We start from the raw sequence: 18,331 nt of genomic DNA, 5'->3' as shown, positions 1-18,331 counted from the left end.
ATGGGGGAATAAAGATGAAACAGGTTTATCTGGATAATAACGCCACCACCCGTATCGACCCGATGGTGCTGGAGGCGATGATGCCGTTTTTGACCGAACACTACGGCAACCCTTCCTCGATTCATGACTTTGGTCTGCCCTCGCGCGGGGCGCTGGAGCGTGCGCATCAACAGGTCGCCGCCCTGCTTGGCGCCGATCACGCCAGTGAAATCATTTTTACCTCCTGCGCCACGGAAGCGACCTCGACGGCGCTGCATGCCTGCATTGAACTGCTGCCGGAACGCCGTGAAATCATTACCACCACGGTGGAACACCCGGCGACCCTGGCGGTCTGCGAACACCTGGAGCGCCAGGGTTATCTGATCCACCGTATTGCGGTCAATGCCGAGGGTGCGCTCGATATGGCGCAGTACCGCCAGGCGCTCAGCCACCGGGTGGCGGTGGTCAGCGTGATGTGGGCCAACAACGAAACCGGGGTGATTTTCCCGGTGGCAGAGATGGCGGAGCTGGCCCATGAATACGGCGCGCTGTTCCACTGTGACGCGGTTCAGGCGGTAGGGAAAATTCCGCTGGCGGTCGGTAAAACCGCTATCGACATGCTCTCCTGTTCCGCGCATAAACTGCACGGCCCGAAAGGCGTCGGCTGCCTCTATTTGCGCCGCGGCACGCGTTTTCGTCCGCTGCTGCGTGGCGGCCATCAGGAGCGAGGACGGCGCGCCGGTACGGAAAATATTGCCGGGATTGTCGGCATGGGCAGCGCGTGTGAACTGGCACAGGTTCATCTGCCCGGTATGGGCGAAATTGCCCGTCTCCGCGACTATTTGCAGGACGAGCTGGTCACTAGCGTGCCGTCGGTGATGGTCATGGGCGGCAAACAGCCACGGGTGCCGGGGACCGCGAATCTGGCGTTCGAGTTTATTGAAGGCGAAGCCATTTTGTTACTGCTCAACCAGGCGGGGATCGCCGCATCCAGCGGCAGTGCCTGCACGTCAGGCTCTCTTGAACCGTCGCATGTGATGCGCGCAATGAACATTCCCTATACCGCCGCTCATGGCAGCATTCGCTTCTCCCTGTCGCGCTACACGCGGGAAAAAGAGATTGATTACGTCATCGCCACGTTGCCGCCGATTATCGCCCGGCTGCGGATGCTCTCCCCTTACTGGCAGGACGGTAAACCGCTCCCGGCGACGTCCTCATTTGCGCCGGTTTACGGCTAAACGGAGGCGGCTATGGCCAGTGTGCTGATTAATGACACAACGCTGCGCGACGGCGAACAAAGTCCTGGGGTGGCGTTTCGCGCCAGTGAGAAAGTCGCTATCGCCGAGGCGCTGTTTGCCGCAGGCGTTACGGCGCTTGAGGTGGGAACACCGGCAATGGGTGACGAAGAGCGCACCCGTATTCAGCTTGTTCGTCGCCATTTACCGGATGCGACACTGATGTCCTGGTGTCGCATGAACGCCGGGGATATCCGCCAGAGTGCCGAGCTGGGCATGGACTGGGTAGATATTTCGATTCCGGCGTCCGACAAACTGCGTCAGTACAAATTGCGTGAACCGCTGGCGGTGCTGCTTGACCGGCTGGAGAGTTTTATCGGTATGGCGCGCACGCTGGGGCTGGCGGTCTGCGTCGGCTGTGAAGATGCGTCGCGCGCGGATGACGACACGCTTCGCCAGATAGCACGTGTCGCACAGCGGGCAGGCGCGCTGCGTTTACGTTTTGCCGATACGCTAGGGCTGCTGGACCCGTTCGCGACGGACGCGTCTATCCGTTCGCTACGGCGCTACTGGAACGGTGACATCGAGATGCATGCCCATAACGACCTGGGGCTGGCCACCGCCAATACGCTGGCGGCCATCCGCGCCGGGGCAACCAGCGTGAATACCACCGTGCTGGGGCTGGGTGAACGCGCGGGGAATGCCGCACTGGAGACGGTCGCTCTCGGTGTGCATCGTTGCCTGGCGCTTGAGAGCGGCGTCGATTTTAGCCAGTTGCCCGCCCTCTGCCAGACGGTTGCCGAGGCCGCCCAGCGCCCTATCGACGCGCAACAACCGCTGGTTGGCGAACAGGTCTTTACCCATGAATCCGGGGTGCATGTCGCCGCCTTGTTGCAGGACAGAGAGAGTTATCAGGCGATTGATCCGGCACTGATGGGCCGGGAATATCGTCTGGTACTGGGAAAACACTCTGGCCGCCAGGCGGTGGACGGCGTCTTTGCGCGTATGGGGTATCCCCTTAACGCGCTGCAAATCGATGTACTGCTTCCGGCCATTCGCCGCTTTGCGGAGAGCTGGAAGCGTACCCCGAAAGATTATGAACTGATCGCCATTTACGATGAGTTATGCGGTGAGCCGATACGCCAGGTGGGAGGATGAATATGCAGTGGTTTTATCAGATTCCCGGTGTCGATGAGCTGGAGAGCGCTGAATCCTTCTTTGATTTTTTTTCCGTCCCGTATGAGCCCGCCGTGTTGCGAAGCCGCTGCCTGCTCGTGCTGAAAGCCTTTCACCATAAACTGCGCGACAACGTCCCGCTGCATAATCTGCTGGAAGAGGACACACGCGCGCCGTGGCTGCTGGCCCGGCGGCTGCTGGCAGAGAGCTACCAGCAACAGATTAGCGGAGGTGGGCAATGACTCCGACCTTTAACTTTGGCGATGAGGTGCGTGTGACGCGGGCCATTCGTAATGACGGCACCATGCCCGGCTATACACGCGGCCAGTTGCTGGTTCGGCGTGGCAGTACCGGGTTTGTTCGGGAATGGGGCGTGTTTTTGCAGGATCAGATTATCTACCAGATCCACTTCCTCGACGGTGACATCGTGGTTGGCTGCCGTGCGCAGGAACTGATCCCGGCAAGCCAGCCCTGGGATGCCGGGATGCTGCAATTCGGCGATCCTGTGACCGCCTTACAGCCCCTTTCGGTCAATGGCGCGGTGGTGGTCAGCGCTGGCGCAATGGGTCAAATCGAAGCTACCGATCAGGGGCATGACGGCAACAGTTACACTGTCACCTTTTCCGGGCGCTGGTTTCAGGTTCCCGCCAGCGTCCTGCGCTTAGCGGAGGAGATTGCATGAGTACAGCCTGGGAGCAATTCGGTCGGCGGCGTCTGGCGAAGAGCCGCTGGAAGTGCGAGCCGCAGGAAATTCCCGCCGGTGAAAAAGCGGCCTTTGAACAGGCGTGGCGTCGACAGCGTTTTCTGGAACAGACTGTCGTTCAGCAGGCCCGTGATTTACCGGTCACCGACGACCTGTTACAGCGCATTGGATCGTCGCTCGCAGAGTTACTCGCTGAGAGTGCGCTTAGCGGTGAAGAGCGCCTGGCGGTGGTGCGTCATCATGCGCTGATGGAACTGCAATTTGCGCGGATCATCGAGCAGGCACCTAAACCTGATGATCTGACGGTGCTCGCCTGGTATCAGCGTAATCAGGAAAAATTCAGACGCCCGGAGCAGCGGTTAACCCACCATCTGCTGCTCACCGTTGATGACGATAGCGAGAGTGTGCGCCGCCAGGCGATGCAGTTTTACCGGGACATTCAGGCCGCACGTGAGGTATTCCCCCGCCTGGCAAAACGCTTTTCCCACTGTCCGAGTGCCTTAGAAGGTGGGCGGTTAGGCTGGATCAGTCGCGGTTTGCTGTATCCCGCGCTTGAATCCGCCCTGTTTGCCTTGCCGGAAAATGGTATCGCCGCGCCGGTGGAAACGGAGCTGGGCTGGCATCTTGTCTGGTGTGAACGTATTCGCGCGCCTCAGGCGTTGCCACAAACAGAGGCGCTGGAAAAAGCACGGGCGTTTTTATGGCGCCAGCATCAGCAGCAGCGGCAACAGACCTGGTTAAAGCAGTTGATGGCCGGGATGACGGATTGAGTGCGCTGGTTTCTGAGTTTGCGCGTTTTTAAAGAACCCTGACCCGGCTGGCGCTGCGCTTAGCCGGGCTACCTGGCACCGAACCCGTAGATACTGTGAACGTCTTCAACCTTTTTAGCCACGGCTAACTCGTTTTCCCGCATGACAACCACAGCGACATCTTTGTGCCCCCCTGGCACGTTCACGAGTTCTGTCGCGACAGAAAAGCAAGGAACATAAGGTGAACGGAACCCACCTCCCGAGCCGCATTTTCCCCCTCACCCTGGCCCTCTCCCACAGGGAGAGGGGACCGTTCGTGCTCGCATTTTTGTGGGGGTTCCTCACCCCGGGGGAGAGGGAGAAAACCGCTTACAGGATCTGCGGCTTAATCTGCTCCAGCCACGACGCTACCCGCTCCTCTGTTAAATCAAACTGATTATCCTGATCCAACACCAGCCCGACAAACTTCCCGGCCTCAAGTGCGGCGGAAAAGGAGAAGTCATACCCGTCGCCTGGCCACTCACCGACAACCTGCGCGCCACTGCCCACCACCGCGTCATAGAGGGGGCGCAACGCGCTGGCAAAGTTATCCGGATATCCCTGCTGATCGCCAAGCCCAAATAAGGCAACAATTTTACCGCTCAGATTGGCATCAGCCAGTTGATCGATAAACTCCCCCCAGGATTCATTTTCACACCCGGCGGCAAGCCCTGGCAACTGCCCGTCCCCCAGCGTTGGCGTACCGAGAACCAGCACCGGGTACGACAAAAACGTCTCCAGCGACGTGCGGTTAATATTGACCGGCGCATCCGCCACATCCCCCAGTTTTTGCTGGATCAGTTTGGCGATTTTGCGGGTTTTTCCCGTGTCACTGCCAAAAAAAATACCAATGTTAGCCATGTCGCGCTCCTGTTGAGAAAGAATAAGGCCGCCTGCAAACGGCGGATATCCCTTCTCCTGTTGCGAAGGCTGTGCCAGGTTTTTTTAAGGCCTTCTGTGCACTGAAATGGGTGAAAAAATGACTCTTTTTTGTGCAAACGCCGTCCTCTCTCCGCTATCCAGACCTGCTTTGAAGGCCTCTGAGGGCCAAATCAGGGCCAAAACACGAATCAGGATCAATGTTTCGGCGTGTTACCTGTTCGAAAGGTGCACTCTTTGCATGGTTAATCACACCCAATCAGGGCTGCGGATGTCGGGCGTTTCACAACACAAAATGTTGTAAATGCGACACAGCCGGGCCTGAAACCAGGAGCGTGTGATGACCTTTAATATGATGCTGGAGACCAGCGCACCGCAGCACATTGCGGGCAACCTCTCACTTCAACATCCCGGACTGTTTTCCACGATGGTTGAACAGGCTCCGATCGCGATTTCGCTGACCGACCCGGACGCGAGGATTCTGTACGCTAATCCGGCCTTTTGTCGCCAGACCGGTTATAGCCTGGAAGAGTTGCTCAACCAGAACCATCGCATACTCGCAAGCCAACAGACGCCGCGCAGCATTTATCAGGAACTGTGGCAAACGCTGCTGCAACAGATGCCCTGGCGCGGTCAGCTCATCAATCGCCGTCGGGATGGCAGCCTTTATCTGGCTGAGGTCGATATCACCCCAGTCGTCAACAAACAGGGCGAACTGGAACACTACCTCGCCATGCAACGTGATATCAGCGCCAGCTATGCGCTCGAACAGCGATTGCGCAATCACACCACCATGAGCGAGGCGGTGCTGAACAACATTCCTGCCGCCGTGGTGGTGGTCAACGAGCAGGACCAGGTGGTCATGGACAACCTCGCCTACAAAACCTTCTGTGCCGACTGCGGTGGCAAGGAGCTGCTCACCGAACTGGATTTCTCCCGGCGCAAAAGCGATCTCTATGCCGGGCAAATACTGCCTGTGGTGCTGCGCGGCGCCGTGCGCTGGCTCTCCGTCACCTGCTGGACCTTGCCGGGGGTGAGCGAAGAAGCCAGCCGCTACTTTATTGATACCGCGCTGCCCCGCACCCTGGTGGTGATCACCGACTGCACCCAGCAACAGCAACAGGCCGAACAGGGCCGTCTCGATCGTCTCAAACAGGAGATGACCACCGGGAAGCTGCTGGCCGCGATCCGCGAATCGCTGGATGCCGCGCTGGTTCAGCTAAACTGCCCCATCAATATGCTGGCGGCGGCGCGACGTCTCAACGGTGAAGATAACCATAACGTGGCGCTGGATGCCGCGTGGCGCGAGGGGGAAGAGGCGCTGGCCCGCCTGCAACGCTGCCGCCCTTCTCTCGATCTGGAAGAGAGCGCGCTGTGGCCTCTGCAACCGCTGTTTGACGACCTGCGCGCCCTTTATCATACCCGCTATAACAATGGTGAAAATCTGCACGTTGAAATGGCCTCTCCGCATCTGGCGGGATTTGGTCAGCGCACGCAGATCCTTGCCTGTCTCAGTTTGTGGCTCGACCGTACGCTGGCCCTCGCCGCCGCGCTACCGGACAGAACGCTGCATACCCAGCTTTACGCCCGTGAAGAGGATGGCTGGCTGTGCATTTGGCTGACAGATAATGTGCCGCTCATCCATGTGCGATACGCCCACTCCCCCGATGCCCTGAATGCCCCCGGCAAAGGGATGGAGCTGCGGTTGATTCAAACCCTGGTTGCCCATCATCGCGGCGCAATAGAACTGACTACCCGTCCTGAAGGCGGTACCTGCCTGACCCTGCGATTCCCGTTATTTCATTCACTGACCGGAGGCCCACGATGACCCAGCGACCCGAGTCGGGCGCCACCGTCTGGCGTTTTGATCTCTCACAGCAATTTACCGCCATGCAGCGCATCAGCGTGGTGTTGAGTCGCGCAACCGAGATAAGCCAGACGCTGCAGGAGGTACTGTGTGTTCTGCATAATGACGCGTTTATGCAACACGGCATGCTGTGTCTGTATGACAACCAGCAGGAAATTCTGAGTATTGAAGCCTTGCAGGAGGCAGACCAACATCTGATCCCCGGCAGTTCGCAAATTCGCTATCGCCCTGGCGAAGGGCTGGTAGGCGCCGTGCTATCCCAGGGGCAATCTCTTGTGCTGCCGCGTGTCGCCGACGATCAACGCTTTCTCGACAGGCTTGGCATCTATGATTACAACCTGCCGTTTATCGCCGTCCCCTTAATGGGGCCGGGCGCTCAGACGATTGGCGTGCTCGCCGCGCAGCCGATGGCGCGTCTGGAGGAGCGGCTTCCTTCCTGTACGCGCTTTCTGGAAACCGTCGCCAATCTGGTCGCACAGACGGTACGGCTGATGACCCCGCCTGCCGCCCCCACACCGCGAGCCGCGATTGCCCAGACCGAACGCCAGCGCAACTGTGGCACTCCTCGCCCCTTCGGCTTTGAGAATATGGTGGGTAAAAGCCCGGCCATGCAGCAGACAATGGACATTATCCGTCAGGTTTCGCGCTGGGATACCACGGTACTGGTGCGCGGCGAAAGCGGCACCGGTAAAGAACTTATCGCCAATGCTATTCATCACAACTCCCCTCGCGCCGCCGCGCCATTTGTGAAATTTAACTGCGCGGCGCTGCCAGATACGCTACTGGAGAGCGAATTGTTCGGCCATGAAAAAGGGGCGTTCACTGGCGCGGTTCGCCAGCGTAAAGGACGTTTTGAACTGGCCGATGGCGGCACACTGTTTCTTGATGAAATTGGCGAAAGCAGCGCCTCGTTCCAGGCCAAACTGCTGCGTATTTTGCAGGAGGGTGAAATGGAGCGCGTTGGCGGCGACGAAACCCTGCGTGTCAATGTGCGTATCATCGCCGCCACCAACCGGAATCTGGAAGAAGAGGTGCGGATGGGCAATTTCCGCGAGGATCTCTATTATCGCCTCAACGTAATGCCCATCTCCCTGCCCCCGCTGCGTGAACGTCAGGAGGACATTGCCGAGCTGGCGCACTTTCTGGTGCGCAAAATCGCCCATAACCAGGGGCGTACGCTGCGCATCAGTGATGGCGCCATCCGTCTGCTGATGGGCTACAACTGGCCCGGTAACGTGCGTGAGCTGGAAAATTGCCTGGAACGTTCGGCTGTGATGTCAGAAAACGGCCTGATCGACCGCGATGTGGTGCTCTTTAACCACCGTGAAAACACGCCAAAACTCGCCATCGCCGCCGCGCCAAAAGAGGATAGCTGGCTTGATCAAACGCTGGATGAACGTCAACGGCTGATTGCCGCGCTGGAAAAAGCCGGGTGGGTGCAGGCCAAAGCGGCGCGTCTGCTGGGTATGACGCCCCGTCAGGTCGCCTATCGGATACAAATTATGGATATCAGCATGCCCAGGATGTGACGGCTCACTTTGTGACATTCAGCACATTGTCAGCCAAACGCCACATTTACGACAAACAATGACGAACAACGCTTTTATAACGTCATATTTTTCAAGTAATTACATTTTATGTGAGCGGTACGGGTTTTGCAGCAGGAAGACATGACTACGCAAATTAAGGAGCGATCATGACTTCCTGCTCTTCCGCTACTGGCATGGGTTGCCAGGCGCCTGGTGAACCCTTAACTGATTTTATCGCCAACAAAGTGGCATCACACCCCTGCTACTCCCGTAGCGGTCATCACCGTTTCGCCCGCATGCACCTGCCGGTCGCCCCTGCCTGCAATTTGCAGTGTAACTACTGCAACCGAAAATTCGATTGCAGTAATGAATCCCGCCCCGGCGTCTCCTCGTCGTTGCTTACCCCCGAACAGGCAGTGGCGAAAGTACGCCAGGTCGCGACGGCAATACCTCAACTGTCGGTGGTGGGGATCGCCGGTCCCGGTGACCCGCTGGCGAACATTGGTCGCTCCTTCAAAACACTGGAACTGATCCGCGAACAGCTACCGGATTTGAAGCTGTGTCTGTCGACGAACGGCCTGATGCTGCCCGATGCCGTTGACCGGTTGCTGGAGGTCGGCGTTGACCACGTCACCGTGACCATTAACACCCTCGATCCTGATATCGCCGCGCAAATCTATGCCTGGCTGTGGCTGGACGGTGAGCGCTACAGCGGTCGCGAAGCCGGAAAGATCCTCGTGGCCCGCCAGCTTGAAGGGGTGCGCAGACTGACGGAAAAAGGTGTGCTCGTGAAGATCAACTCGGTGCTGATACCCGGTATCAACGATCATTCTCTGGTGGATGTCAGCCGGACATTGCAGCAATACGGCGCCTTTATTCATAACATTATGCCGCTGATTGCCCGACCAGAGCATGGCACCGTTTTTGGCCTCAACGGTCAACCGGAGCCGGATGCGGCGATGCTTGCCGCCACTCGCGAGCAGTGTGGGGAGGTGATGCCGCAAATGACCCACTGCCAGCAGTGCCGCGCGGATGCGATAGGTATGCTGGGCGAAGATCGCAGCCAGCAATTTCTGTTTACCCCGACAGAAACGGCGCCTCAACCCTGGCTGCCGACATTACAAAAACGCGCCAGGCTACACGCCAGTATCGCCACGCAGGGCGAGTCAGACGAAGCGGATGCCTGCCTGGTCGCGGTCGCCTCCACGCGGGGAGACGTAATTGACTGTCATTTTGGTCATGCGGATCGTTTTCGTATCTACAGTCTTTCCGCTGCGGGCGTTGTTCTGGTGAATGAGCGTTTTACCCCCAAATACTGCCAGGGAAGCGACGAATGTGAACCCCAGGACAGTGAAGCACGTATGGCGGCGATCATGGCGCTGCTGGCGGATGTAAAAGCCGTTTTTTGCTCACGTATTGGCTACGGTCCCTGGCAGCAACTGGAGGCACAGGGTATTGAGCCTTGCGTTGATGACGCGTGGCAACCGGTCCTCCCGACGCTTGCGCGCTGGTGGGAAAAGGCGCGTCAACAGTGGCAACAAGCCGATTGTCACAAGGGGGTGGCATGACCCCCATCGCGCGGCACTACTGGCTTGATCGCCTGGTACAGCTCTATGTGCAGGGTGAAGGTTGTTACCCTTTGCAGATGGGGCTTTCGGACGACCACTGGCTGGCGCTCAGCGCGCACAATACCGCGCCGTCGGATGTGGTTTTGCGGCGTACGTTGATGTCGGAGCTGATCGCCAGCCGTAAAGAGGAACGAACGCAACTGGCCGACTGGCTGGCATGCCATATGTTGCCGGGAGCAGATCCGATGCATCAGATCATTGCCAGTGTGTCGCTGGCATTCAACCATCTGTGGCAGGATCTCGGGCTGAGTTCGCGTGAGGAATTGCGCGAACTGATGACCGACTGCTTTCCGCAACTGGTGGAGATGAACAGCGAAAATATGCGTTGGAAGAAGTTTTTCTATCGGCAGCGCTGTTTACAGACAGAAGGAGAGCTCATTTGTCGCTCGCCCAGTTGCGACGCCTGTTGCGAACGTCAGCTCTGTTTCGATACGTATTAACCCTTCTGGCCCTGCCCCCATGCAGGGCCTCAATTCTTTACCTTTCACAAATTGTTAAATCACGTACTTATGCCTATATTTTTAATAATCATAAGGGAGTTTTTGCTAAGCAAGCGTGTTCATTTACCTGCGGCGTTAATGTACCTTGTATTATCGAGAATGATGTGAGGCGTACGGATTTGTGAGGTAATGAATGTTTTCTTTTGTGGCCAGACAGGCAATTTTTGATAACAAATTAAACACTGTCGGTTATGAACTGCTTTTCAGGGATAGCATGGTAAACCGTTTCCCTGATGTTTCATCGGAACAGGCAACCACGCAACTGATTGAAGAACAGTTTTTTGGCGCGCCAGTGGGCCGCAAAGATGAGAACAATTCCGTTTACGTTAATTTCCCGCATCAATTATTGGTGGATGGCCTCGCCGAAACCCTGCCCAAAGACCGTGTCATCATTGAAATTCTCGAAACCGCCAGCCCCGACCATCGCTTGCTTGAAACCATAAAACGGATGCAAACCCAGGGTTTTCGTATTGCCCTGGATGATTTTTCGCTGAGTAGCGAATGGGATGCGTTTATTCCCTATATTAATATTATTAAATTCGATATTCAGAAAAATACGCGTGAAGAAATTGCTGCTTATATAGGCAATAAGCGAGAGATGCTCCGTCATGCGGTTTTTCTTGCCGAAAAGGTGGAAAGTTATGACGAGTTTGAAGCCTATAAAAAAATGGGTTTCCACCTCTTTCAGGGCTATTTTTTCAGCAAACCCGTAGTACACAAAAGAAACAAATTGTTACATAACCGCGCATTTGCCTTAAAGCTCATGCACGAAGTAAACGTCGAATCGCCAGATTTGAATCGCATCGAAGATCTACTTAAACGCGATGTGTCGTTGTCTTTCAAAATTATGCGTTACGCACAAAATATCCTTTATAACAAAAGGGGTATTTCAGGTTTACGTAATCAATCATTGAAAGATATTGTCCTTTATCTCGGGATTAATGAACTGCGTCGCTTTGTACTGGTCGCCTGTTTAACTTCATTCGAAACCGTCAAGACTACCGAAATCTATTATTTAAGTCTGATTCGCGCCAAATTCTGCGAACTGGCTGCGGCCCGAACCCCCTCTCACCCGTTATCCAATGAAGCTTTTATGGTTGGGCTATTTTCGTTACTGGATGTGATCCTCGAAATGCCGCTGGAAGATCTCATGGCGCAAATTGCGGTTTCACAAGAGGTGATCATGGCCCTGCAGCACCAAAACGGCGTGCTTTATCAGTATGTTTGCCTTGCTATGCTCTATGAGCAACGCTTGTGGGAAGAAGCCAGCGATATGGCGCAGGATATAGGGCTACCAGAAGCAGCAGTGACCGAGATGATGAATAAAGCGACAAAATGGGCCGATGAGTTGCCAGTGAGTTTTGCAAAATAAATAACTGAGACCCTTCCTTGAGTAGTTATTTTCACTGCTAAATTATTTATGGGTGAAACATTATTTCAGTTTTTAAATAAACATATTCTTTTCATTTTATTTACACTTTTAACATCCATACTGTTTCGACCAGAGCCTGTTTTTTAACCATCACAGATTTCACCGCAATAAAATAAAAATATGTGATTGAGATCAATTAAAAATAATCAATATTTTCGCGTTTATTACCGATATAGGTAATACCTTTTCATTAAAAAATGATCACTATGAAAAAATTTTCTCAGGCATCTGTATTAGCAAAATTGCTCACTGGCTTTTCCATTCTTATAGCGATGATGTTAGTACTTGGTATTGTCTCCATTTATCAGTTACACATCAGTAAATCCCATATTGATAAATTCCGCGATAATCGCATGCCGGGCGTCCGATATACCCTGGAAATGCGTGGCGTATTATCAGAAATGCGCTTACAGCAAATTCAGTATATCGGTTCCGTCACGCCTGCCGAGCGGGAACAACATCGTGGCGAACTGCTGCAAAACCAGGCGACATTTTTAAATGCTCAGCGCCAGTTTGCTAAAATTTCTGCCGACGCACCGGAAGATACCCGCGCACTGTTTAATACCGTTGTCGATAACTTCCGTAATTTCGTCGACGTTAACGCCAAAGTTATCGAGGCCGTTAGCGCAGGCAGACTTGAGGAAGCGTCCAAAATCAGCGGCGCGGTGTCGTCAAAATACCGTACCCAGTTGATGAAAGATCTTGCCACCCTGGTGGACAAAGAAGTGGCCAGCGGTGAAGAAGCGGGTGCGATTGCGCAGTCCGGCTATGACAAAGCGCTCTACACTTTCTGTGGGTTGTTGCTATTGGCACTGATTGCCACCGGGTTCATCGCCCTGGTTATCTCCCGTAGCCTCTCTCGCCAGTTGGGCGGCGAGCCTGCTTACGCCGTGGAGATCATGAATGAAATTGCCTCGGGTAATCTGAAAGCCGACGTCAAACTGAAAGACAACGACACCCAGAGTCTGCTGGCAACCATCAAGTTTATGAATAGCAAGCTGGCCGATATTATCGATGGCATCATTCATGGCAGCGAAGCTATCTCCCTTGCCGCCAGTGAAATTTCTCAGGGTAACAACGACCTGTCTCAACGTACTGAGGAACAGGCCGCCTCACTGGTGCAGACTTCGTCTAACATGCAGCAGATTACAGAAAACGTAAAAAGCAACGCCGACAACGCCCGCCGGGCCAGCGAACTGGCGCGCGAAACGTCACAGACCGCCGTAAAAGGCGGAAAAGAAGTGGACGATATGCTCAAGCGGATGCATGAAATATCCGACAGCTCGCAGAAAATCGTCGATATCATTTCTGTGATTGAAGGAATTGCTTTCCAGACCAACATCCTGGCGCTTAACGCCGCCGTTGAAGCCGCCCGTGCCGGTGAACAGGGTAAAGGTTTTGCCGTGGTCGCCGGTGAAGTGCGTACTCTGGCGCAAAAAAGTGCCAACGCCGCGAAAGAAATTAAGCAACTTATCGAAGGGACCGTCCATAAAATTACCGACGGCTCTCGTTATGCAGACACCGCCAGCCGGGCGATGGAGCAGATCGTCACCTCTGTTAATAAAGTGACCGATATTGTCGCGGAAATTTCCGCTGCCTCGACCGAGCAGCATCAGGGGATTCGTGAAATCAGCGTCGCCATCGACCAGATGGATCAGGTTACCCAGCAGAACGCCACGCTGGTGGAACAGGCCGCTGTCGCTGCTCACTCCATGTCTGAGCAAAGCGAACAACTGCGTAACTCTGTGCGTTTCTTCCAGTTAAAAATGCAAGATCCACGCTAAGAAAACGTGACGCCGGGAAACCGGCGTCTCTCTATCACCGTCACCCTTCTTCATTCCTTCGCAACTCTCTTCTGACATCCCTGATACTACAACCCAGAAAAAACCTTAGCATCATCCTGGAATACGACTGGAATTTAGGTTTAGTACAAAGACCTGGTTACCATGCACACAACATCTTTAAAACGTTTCCAGATTTGAAAATCTACTGACAGGCGTTGCCGAAGGATCGGAATCAAACATCAGGGAGGATAATGATGGCAATAGGATATTTTTTAGTCAGAGGCGACAAAAATTTAGCGAGACAGAATTGAATTTAATCGCCACAAACTATATTCACTGCTCGGCACACTGGAATGCCATTCTCACTGATTCGAGCGGCGTTATTCGTGGTGGCGCTTCCCCTGCCGAGCTGATTGGTTTTGTTAACCGGCCAGATGAAAATTGGATTCGAACGGTTTATAACATGGATGGGAAAAAGGCATGATGTCAAAAATCCCCGCAGCCCTGATTTTGTTGATGGCTTTAAACGGCTGCCAGGCACGTGCACCGCAGACGCCGGAAGAAACCGGCGAAATGCCTTACGGCAAGTGGCAGTTCGCCTTTTTTACCCCTGAAGCCTTACCCGCTTTAGTCTCACGTGCGTTGATTATCGACAGTGAAGATGTCGTTTATACCTTCGGCACGCTTGATAGAGTCCCCGGCTATCCCGGGACCATAGGAACCTGGAATAACCGGGTCCGGATGCATGCACATTTCAACAAAGCGCGTCATCCACCGGCCATGATGTTGTTCTGTTGGGACTCGGTTATCGACAAAAAAACGTACGAGACACGGATTGTGTTTCACCGCTCTATCTACAACACCATGATGACACCAACCGGGAAAGATCGTCTAGGCAACACGGCCTGGTACAAAACCCTGCTGATTGGTCTGGCACCGGAAGGGAAAGTCCGGATATGGCTGCAGAACAGCGCATCGGGCGATAACCTTCCCGTTCAGCCACAAAGGCTCACCACCCTGTCCGAGGAAGGTCTTGATGCCTGTAAACAGGTGCCGACACTGATTGATTTTAATTACAGTATTCCTGATGGATATGACCAGTACGTAAAAGATTTCATCAAGGATAAAACCTACCCCCACGGTCGCTGGTGATCCTGGCTGAAATAAAGGACTGTTCCATGGATGGAGAAATCTATGACACGCAAAACCCCCGCAGCCCTGATACTGCTGATGACTTTAAACGGCTGTCAGGCACATTCGCCGCAGACGCCGGAAGAAACCGGCGAAATGCCTTACGGCAAATGGCAGTTCGACTTTTTTACCCCCCATGCCCTACCCGCTGATGTCACACGTGCGTTGATTATTGACAGCGAAGATGTCGTTTATACGTTCAGTACGCTCGACTACACCGAGTCCGATCCTGCTGTTGTCGGTACCTGGAATAACCGAACGGGCAGCAGGAGTATTCGCTTCAACAAAGCGCGCCATCCTCCAGCCATGATGTTGTTCTGCTGGGACTCGGTGATTGATAAAAAAACGTACGAGACGCGGATTGTGTTTCACCGCTCCATCCATAACACCATGATGACGCCAACCGGGAAAGATCGGTTAGGCAACACAGCCTGGTACAAGACCCTGCTGATTGGTCTGGCACCGGAAGGGAAAGTCCGGATATGGCTGCGAAGTAGTGCAGCAGGCGATAATCTTCCCGTTGAGCCACGAAGGCTCACCACCCTGTCCGGGGATAAACTGGATGCCTGCAAAGGAATAACTAACCATTCTCAGGGTTATGGTTACACCAAAACAACCCGCGAGTTTATCAAGGATAAAACCTACCCCTACGGTCGCTGGTGATCCTGGCTGAAATAACGAACTGTTCCATGGACGGAGAAATCTATGACACGTAAAACCCCCGCAGCCCTGATACTGCTGATGGCCTTAAGCGGCTGTCAGGCCCGTGCGCCGCAGACCCCTGAAGACACCGGCGAAATGCCATACGGTAAGTGGCAATTCGCCTTTTTTACCCCTCACGCTTTACCCGCTGATGTCACGCGTGCGTTGATTATTGACAGCGAAGATATCCTTTATACATTTAGCACACTGGACAGCCAGCCCGGGGATCCTGACACTATAGGGACATGGAATAACCGGGTCCGGATGCGTGCACATTTCAACAAAGCGCGCCATCCTCCAGCCATGATGTTGTTCTGCTGGGACTCGGTGATCGACAAAAAAACGTACGAGACGCGGATTGTGTTTGATAAATCCATTTACGACACCATGATGACGCCAACCGGGAAAGATCGCTTAGGCAACACGGCCTGGTACAAAACCCTGTTGATTGGTCTGGCACCGGAAGGGAAAGTCCGGATATGGCTGCAGAACAGCGCAGCGGGAGATAACCTTCCCGTTGAGCCACGAAGGCTCACCACCCTGTCCGGGGATAAACTGGATGCCTGCAATGGAATAACTAACCATTCTCAGGGTTATGGTTACACCAAAACAACCCGCGAGTTTATCAAGGATAAAACCTACCCCTACGGTCGCTGGTGATCCTGGCTGAAATAACGGACTGTTCCATGGACGGAGAAATCTATGACACGTAAAATCCCCGCAGCCCTGATACTGCTGATGACTTTAAACGGCTGCCAGGCACGTGCACCGCAGACCCCGGAAGAAACCGGCGAAATGCCTTACGGCAAATGGCAGTTCGACTTTTTTACCCCCCATGCCCTACCCGCTTTTGCCACACGTGCGTTAATTATTGACAGCGAAGATGTCGTTTACACGTTCAGTACACTCGACTACACCGAGTCCGATCCTGCTGTTGTCGGTACCTGGAATAACCGAACGGGCAGCAGGAGTATTCGCTTCAACAAAGCGCGCCATCCACCGGCCATGATGTTGTTCTGCTGGGACTCGGTGATCGACAAAAAAACGTACGAGACACGGATTGTGTTTCACCGCTCCATCTACGACACCATGATGACACCAAGCGGGAAAGATCGGTTAGGCAACACGGCCTGGTACAAAACCCTGCTGATTGGGCTGGCACCGGAAGGGAAAGTCCGGATATGGCTGCGAAGTAGTGCAGCGGGCGATAACCTTCCTGTTCAGCCACGAAGACTCACCACCCTGTCCGGGGAAGGTCTTGATGCATGTAAAGAGGTGCCGACACTGATTGATTTTAATTACAGTATTCCTGATGGATATGACCAGTACGTAAAAGATTTCATCAAAGATAAAACCTACCCCTACGGTCGCTGGTGATCCTGGCAAAAAGGATCCCTGGCTGATCCTTTTTGTTTTCAGTTCATAAATCGGTCTTGCGAAAAACCATTTTTTACTGGGCTACCTGACCACCGCCTTCGGCTCCATAAACGCCGCTATCCCCCAGCGCCCCATTTCGCGACCGATCCCTGAGTGTTTAAAACCGCCAAACGGTGCCCCGGCTTCGTGTGCCAGGGTATTGATTTGCACCCGACCGGAGATGATACGCCCGGCGATACGCTGTGCGCGCTGCACATCTGCGCCCAAAACCAACGCGCTAAGACCGTAATCCGTGTCGTTAGCGATTGCTACGGCGTCGTCATCGTCTCGATAGGGAATAATCGACAATACCGGGCCAAAAATCTCCTCACGGGCGATGCGCATACTGTTGTCCACATCGGTAAAAAGTGTCGGTTTCACAAACCACCCCTTCCCGCTGTTTTCCGGACGCCCTTCTCCGCCAGTCAGCAGACGTGCGCCCTCTTGCAAGCCAAGGTGTATATATCCCTGTACCCGCTGCCACTGTTTTTCGCTGACCATCGGGCCAATGTCCGTTTGCGGGTCGAGCGGGTCACCGGATTTCACCGCCGCAACCGCTTTGCGCAGCGCCTCTTCACACTCGGCTTTGCGCGATTGTGGCACCAGAATTCGCGTACCGGCGATACACGCCTGACCGCTGTTCATAAAACCGGCCTGGATGGCAAGCGGTACCGCTGTCGCCAGATCGGCATCGTCCAGAATCAAGGTTGGAGATTTACCGCCAAGCTCCAGTGTCACACGTTTAAAACTTTCGGCGGCATTACGCAAAATCGCCTTACCGGTCTGCGTCGAGCCGGTAAACGAAATTTTGGCAACGTCCGGATGACGGCTTATGGCCTCACCCACCACCGCGCCAAAGCCGGTAACGATATTGCAAACACCCGGTGGTAGCGCGGCCGTATGCAGCGCTTTCATCACCACATGGGTTTGTAACCCGCTCATCTCGCTTGGTTTGATCACCGCCGTACAACCAGCCGCCAGCGCCGCGGCGAGTTTGCCGCAGATAAACCCGGCGTTACTGTTCCACGGTGTAATAAGCCCGGCCACCCCGAGCGGTGTCATCTTCACCTGGGCTTTGCCAACCGCAGTGGAAAATTCAAATTGCCGTAAATCATGCATGACCTGATCAATCACCGCCACCGGATAACTGGCCATCCACGCGGAACGTGACGCAGGGGCACCGTACTCCTCGATAATGGCATGCAGCAGTTCATCCTGACAGGCGGCCATGGCATCACGCATTCGCTGTAAAACTGCCAGCCGCTCTTCAACACTTGTGTGCGACCAGTGAACAAAGGCCGCTTTTGCCGCTGCAATTGCCCGCGCGGCGTCATCGGCATTTGCCATACGTATCCGCCCTGTTACCTCGGCGGTAGAAGGGTTATATAGATCGAAATAGTCCTCGCCCTGGGACCGGGTAAATTCGCCATTGATCCAGAGATGTTCAAGCTGTCGCATAGTGTCCTCCACGGTTAATGCAGCCAGTCTGGCACAGCTTTATCGCGCCGATAATCCGGGTTAT

The 18,331-nt window shown here is 54.5% G+C and carries 17 protein-coding genes and 1 pseudogene; 16 read left to right on the top strand and 2 right to left on the bottom strand.

Features of this window, described 5'->3' with window-relative positions; genetic code table 11:
• The first annotated feature begins 14 nt into the window (after positions 1-14).
• Genes nifS through nifM form a run of 5 tightly spaced genes read left to right on the top strand, consistent with a single transcriptional unit; the run spans position 15 to position 3,863 of the window.
• Positions 15-1,217, top strand: a complete 1,203-nt coding sequence (gene nifS / locus ABU190_RS04160; RefSeq protein ID WP_354690479.1) for a cysteine desulfurase NifS — start codon at positions 15-17, stop codon at positions 1,215-1,217.
• 12 nt (positions 1,218-1,229) lie between these two features.
• Positions 1,230-2,372 (top strand): homocitrate synthase, encoded by a 1,143-nt coding sequence (gene nifV, locus ABU190_RS04155; RefSeq protein ID WP_354690478.1) that lies wholly within the window; start codon positions 1,230-1,232, stop codon positions 2,370-2,372.
• A gap of 2 nt (positions 2,373-2,374) precedes the next feature.
• Positions 2,375-2,632, top strand: a complete 258-nt coding sequence (locus ABU190_RS04150; protein ID WP_039079146.1) for a nitrogenase-stabilizing/protective protein NifW — start codon at positions 2,375-2,377, stop codon at positions 2,630-2,632.
• Entirely contained in the window at positions 2,629-3,072 is a 444-nt protein-coding gene (locus ABU190_RS04145; protein WP_354690477.1) for a nitrogen fixation protein NifZ, read from the top strand. Before ABU190_RS04150 ends, ABU190_RS04145 begins: the two co-directional genes overlap by 4 nt.
• Positions 3,069-3,863, top strand: coding sequence for a nitrogen fixation protein NifM (gene nifM, locus ABU190_RS04140; RefSeq protein ID WP_354690476.1), 795 nt, complete (start codon positions 3,069-3,071; stop codon positions 3,861-3,863). Before ABU190_RS04145 ends, nifM begins: the two co-directional genes overlap by 4 nt.
• 348 nt (positions 3,864-4,211) lie before the next feature.
• Here nifM and ABU190_RS04135 read toward each other — a convergent pair whose 3' ends face one another.
• Positions 4,212-4,742, bottom strand: coding sequence for a flavodoxin (locus ABU190_RS04135; RefSeq protein WP_039078957.1), 531 nt, complete (start codon positions 4,740-4,742; stop codon positions 4,212-4,214).
• Between the two features lie 358 nt (positions 4,743-5,100).
• Between ABU190_RS04135 and nifL the strand changes: the two genes are divergently transcribed.
• The 11 genes and pseudogenes from nifL to ABU190_RS04080 all read left to right on the top strand — a co-directional run bounded on the left by nifL (position 5,101) and on the right by ABU190_RS04080 (position 16,770).
• Positions 5,101-6,588 carry a nitrogen fixation negative regulator NifL gene (gene nifL / locus ABU190_RS04130; protein WP_354690475.1) on the top strand — a complete coding sequence of 496 codons (1,488 nt, stop codon included), beginning with the start codon at positions 5,101-5,103 and terminating at the stop codon, positions 6,586-6,588.
• A complete protein-coding gene (nifA, locus tag ABU190_RS04125; RefSeq protein ID WP_354690474.1) occupies positions 6,585-8,156 on the top strand; it encodes a nif-specific transcriptional activator NifA in 1,572 nt (523 codons plus the stop codon). The genes nifL and nifA overlap by 4 nt, the downstream gene beginning before the upstream one ends.
• A gap of 167 nt (positions 8,157-8,323) precedes the next feature.
• Positions 8,324-9,724 carry a nitrogenase cofactor biosynthesis protein NifB gene (nifB, locus tag ABU190_RS04120; RefSeq protein ID WP_354690473.1) on the top strand — a complete coding sequence of 467 codons (1,401 nt, stop codon included), beginning with the start codon at positions 8,324-8,326 and terminating at the stop codon, positions 9,722-9,724.
• Positions 9,721-10,224, top strand: coding sequence for a nitrogen fixation protein NifQ (locus ABU190_RS04115; protein ID WP_354690472.1), 504 nt, complete (start codon positions 9,721-9,723; stop codon positions 10,222-10,224). Before nifB ends, ABU190_RS04115 begins: the two co-directional genes overlap by 4 nt.
• A gap of 193 nt (positions 10,225-10,417) precedes the next feature.
• The gene (locus tag ABU190_RS04110; protein WP_354690471.1) at positions 10,418-11,656 is read left to right on the top strand and encodes an EAL domain-containing protein; all 1,239 of its coding nucleotides are present in this window, start codon (positions 10,418-10,420) and stop codon (positions 11,654-11,656) included.
• A gap of 266 nt (positions 11,657-11,922) precedes the next feature.
• Complete coding sequence (locus tag ABU190_RS04105) at positions 11,923-13,500, top strand: methyl-accepting chemotaxis protein (protein WP_354690470.1); 1,578 nt, start codon at positions 11,923-11,925, stop codon at positions 13,498-13,500.
• A 292-nt stretch (positions 13,501-13,792) separates the two neighbouring features.
• Positions 13,793-13,984: pseudogene (locus tag ABU190_RS04100) on the top strand (type VI secretion system tube protein Hcp); the annotation flags it as partial.
• A complete protein-coding gene (locus tag ABU190_RS04095) occupies positions 13,984-14,652 on the top strand; it encodes a DUF2931 family protein (protein ID WP_354690804.1) in 669 nt (222 codons plus the stop codon). The pseudogene ABU190_RS04100 and the gene ABU190_RS04095, both read left to right, overlap by 1 nt.
• A gap of 42 nt (positions 14,653-14,694) precedes the next feature.
• Positions 14,695-15,354, top strand: coding sequence for a DUF2931 family protein (locus tag ABU190_RS04090; protein ID WP_354690469.1), 660 nt, complete (start codon positions 14,695-14,697; stop codon positions 15,352-15,354).
• Positions 15,355-15,396: 42 nt separating this feature from the next.
• Positions 15,397-16,053 (top strand): DUF2931 family protein, encoded by a 657-nt coding sequence (locus ABU190_RS04085; protein WP_354690468.1) that lies wholly within the window; start codon positions 15,397-15,399, stop codon positions 16,051-16,053.
• Positions 16,054-16,095: 42 nt separating this feature from the next.
• On the top strand, positions 16,096-16,770 hold the full coding sequence (locus tag ABU190_RS04080; RefSeq protein ID WP_354690467.1) for a DUF2931 family protein: 675 nt from the start codon (positions 16,096-16,098) through the stop codon (positions 16,768-16,770).
• 81 nt (positions 16,771-16,851) lie between these two features.
• Here ABU190_RS04080 and ABU190_RS04075 read toward each other — a convergent pair whose 3' ends face one another.
• Complete coding sequence (locus tag ABU190_RS04075; RefSeq protein ID WP_354690466.1) at positions 16,852-18,267, bottom strand: aldehyde dehydrogenase family protein; 1,416 nt, start codon at positions 18,265-18,267, stop codon at positions 16,852-16,854.
• Between the last annotated feature and the right edge of the window lie 64 nt (positions 18,268-18,331).

This window comes from Phytobacter sp. RSE-02 (genome assembly GCF_040578655.1).
Classification (GTDB): Bacteria; Pseudomonadota; Gammaproteobacteria; order Enterobacterales; family Enterobacteriaceae; genus Phytobacter; species Phytobacter diazotrophicus.
This window is presented reverse-complemented; position numbering and strand designations above follow the sequence as displayed.

Coding starts and splice junctions, on each gene's coding strand:
- ABU190_RS04110 (WP_354690471.1), top strand. CDS start 10,418: ATGTTTTCTTTTGTGGCCAGACAGGCAATTTTTGATAACAAATTAAAC.
- ABU190_RS04080 (WP_354690467.1), top strand. CDS start 16,096: ATGACACGTAAAATCCCCGCAGCCCTGATACTGCTGATGACTTTAAAC.
- nifV (WP_354690478.1), top strand. CDS start 1,230: ATGGCCAGTGTGCTGATTAATGACACAACGCTGCGCGACGGCGAACAA.
- ABU190_RS04090 (WP_354690469.1), top strand. CDS start 14,695: ATGACACGCAAAACCCCCGCAGCCCTGATACTGCTGATGACTTTAAAC.
- nifM (WP_354690476.1), top strand. CDS start 3,069: ATGAGTACAGCCTGGGAGCAATTCGGTCGGCGGCGTCTGGCGAAGAGC.
- nifB (WP_354690473.1), top strand. CDS start 8,324: ATGACTTCCTGCTCTTCCGCTACTGGCATGGGTTGCCAGGCGCCTGGT.
- ABU190_RS04135 (WP_039078957.1), bottom strand. CDS start 4,742: ATGGCTAACATTGGTATTTTTTTTGGCAGTGACACGGGAAAAACCCGC.
- ABU190_RS04075 (WP_354690466.1), bottom strand. CDS start 18,267: ATGCGACAGCTTGAACATCTCTGGATCAATGGCGAATTTACCCGGTCC.
- ABU190_RS04145 (WP_354690477.1), top strand. CDS start 2,629: ATGACTCCGACCTTTAACTTTGGCGATGAGGTGCGTGTGACGCGGGCC.
- nifL (WP_354690475.1), top strand. CDS start 5,101: ATGACCTTTAATATGATGCTGGAGACCAGCGCACCGCAGCACATTGCG.
- ABU190_RS04150 (WP_039079146.1), top strand. CDS start 2,375: ATGCAGTGGTTTTATCAGATTCCCGGTGTCGATGAGCTGGAGAGCGCT.
- nifA (WP_354690474.1), top strand. CDS start 6,585: ATGACCCAGCGACCCGAGTCGGGCGCCACCGTCTGGCGTTTTGATCTC.
- ABU190_RS04085 (WP_354690468.1), top strand. CDS start 15,397: ATGACACGTAAAACCCCCGCAGCCCTGATACTGCTGATGGCCTTAAGC.
- ABU190_RS04105 (WP_354690470.1), top strand. CDS start 11,923: ATGAAAAAATTTTCTCAGGCATCTGTATTAGCAAAATTGCTCACTGGC.
- ABU190_RS04095 (WP_354690804.1), top strand. CDS start 13,984: ATGTCAAAAATCCCCGCAGCCCTGATTTTGTTGATGGCTTTAAACGGC.
- nifS (WP_354690479.1), top strand. CDS start 15: ATGAAACAGGTTTATCTGGATAATAACGCCACCACCCGTATCGACCCG.
- ABU190_RS04115 (WP_354690472.1), top strand. CDS start 9,721: ATGACCCCCATCGCGCGGCACTACTGGCTTGATCGCCTGGTACAGCTC.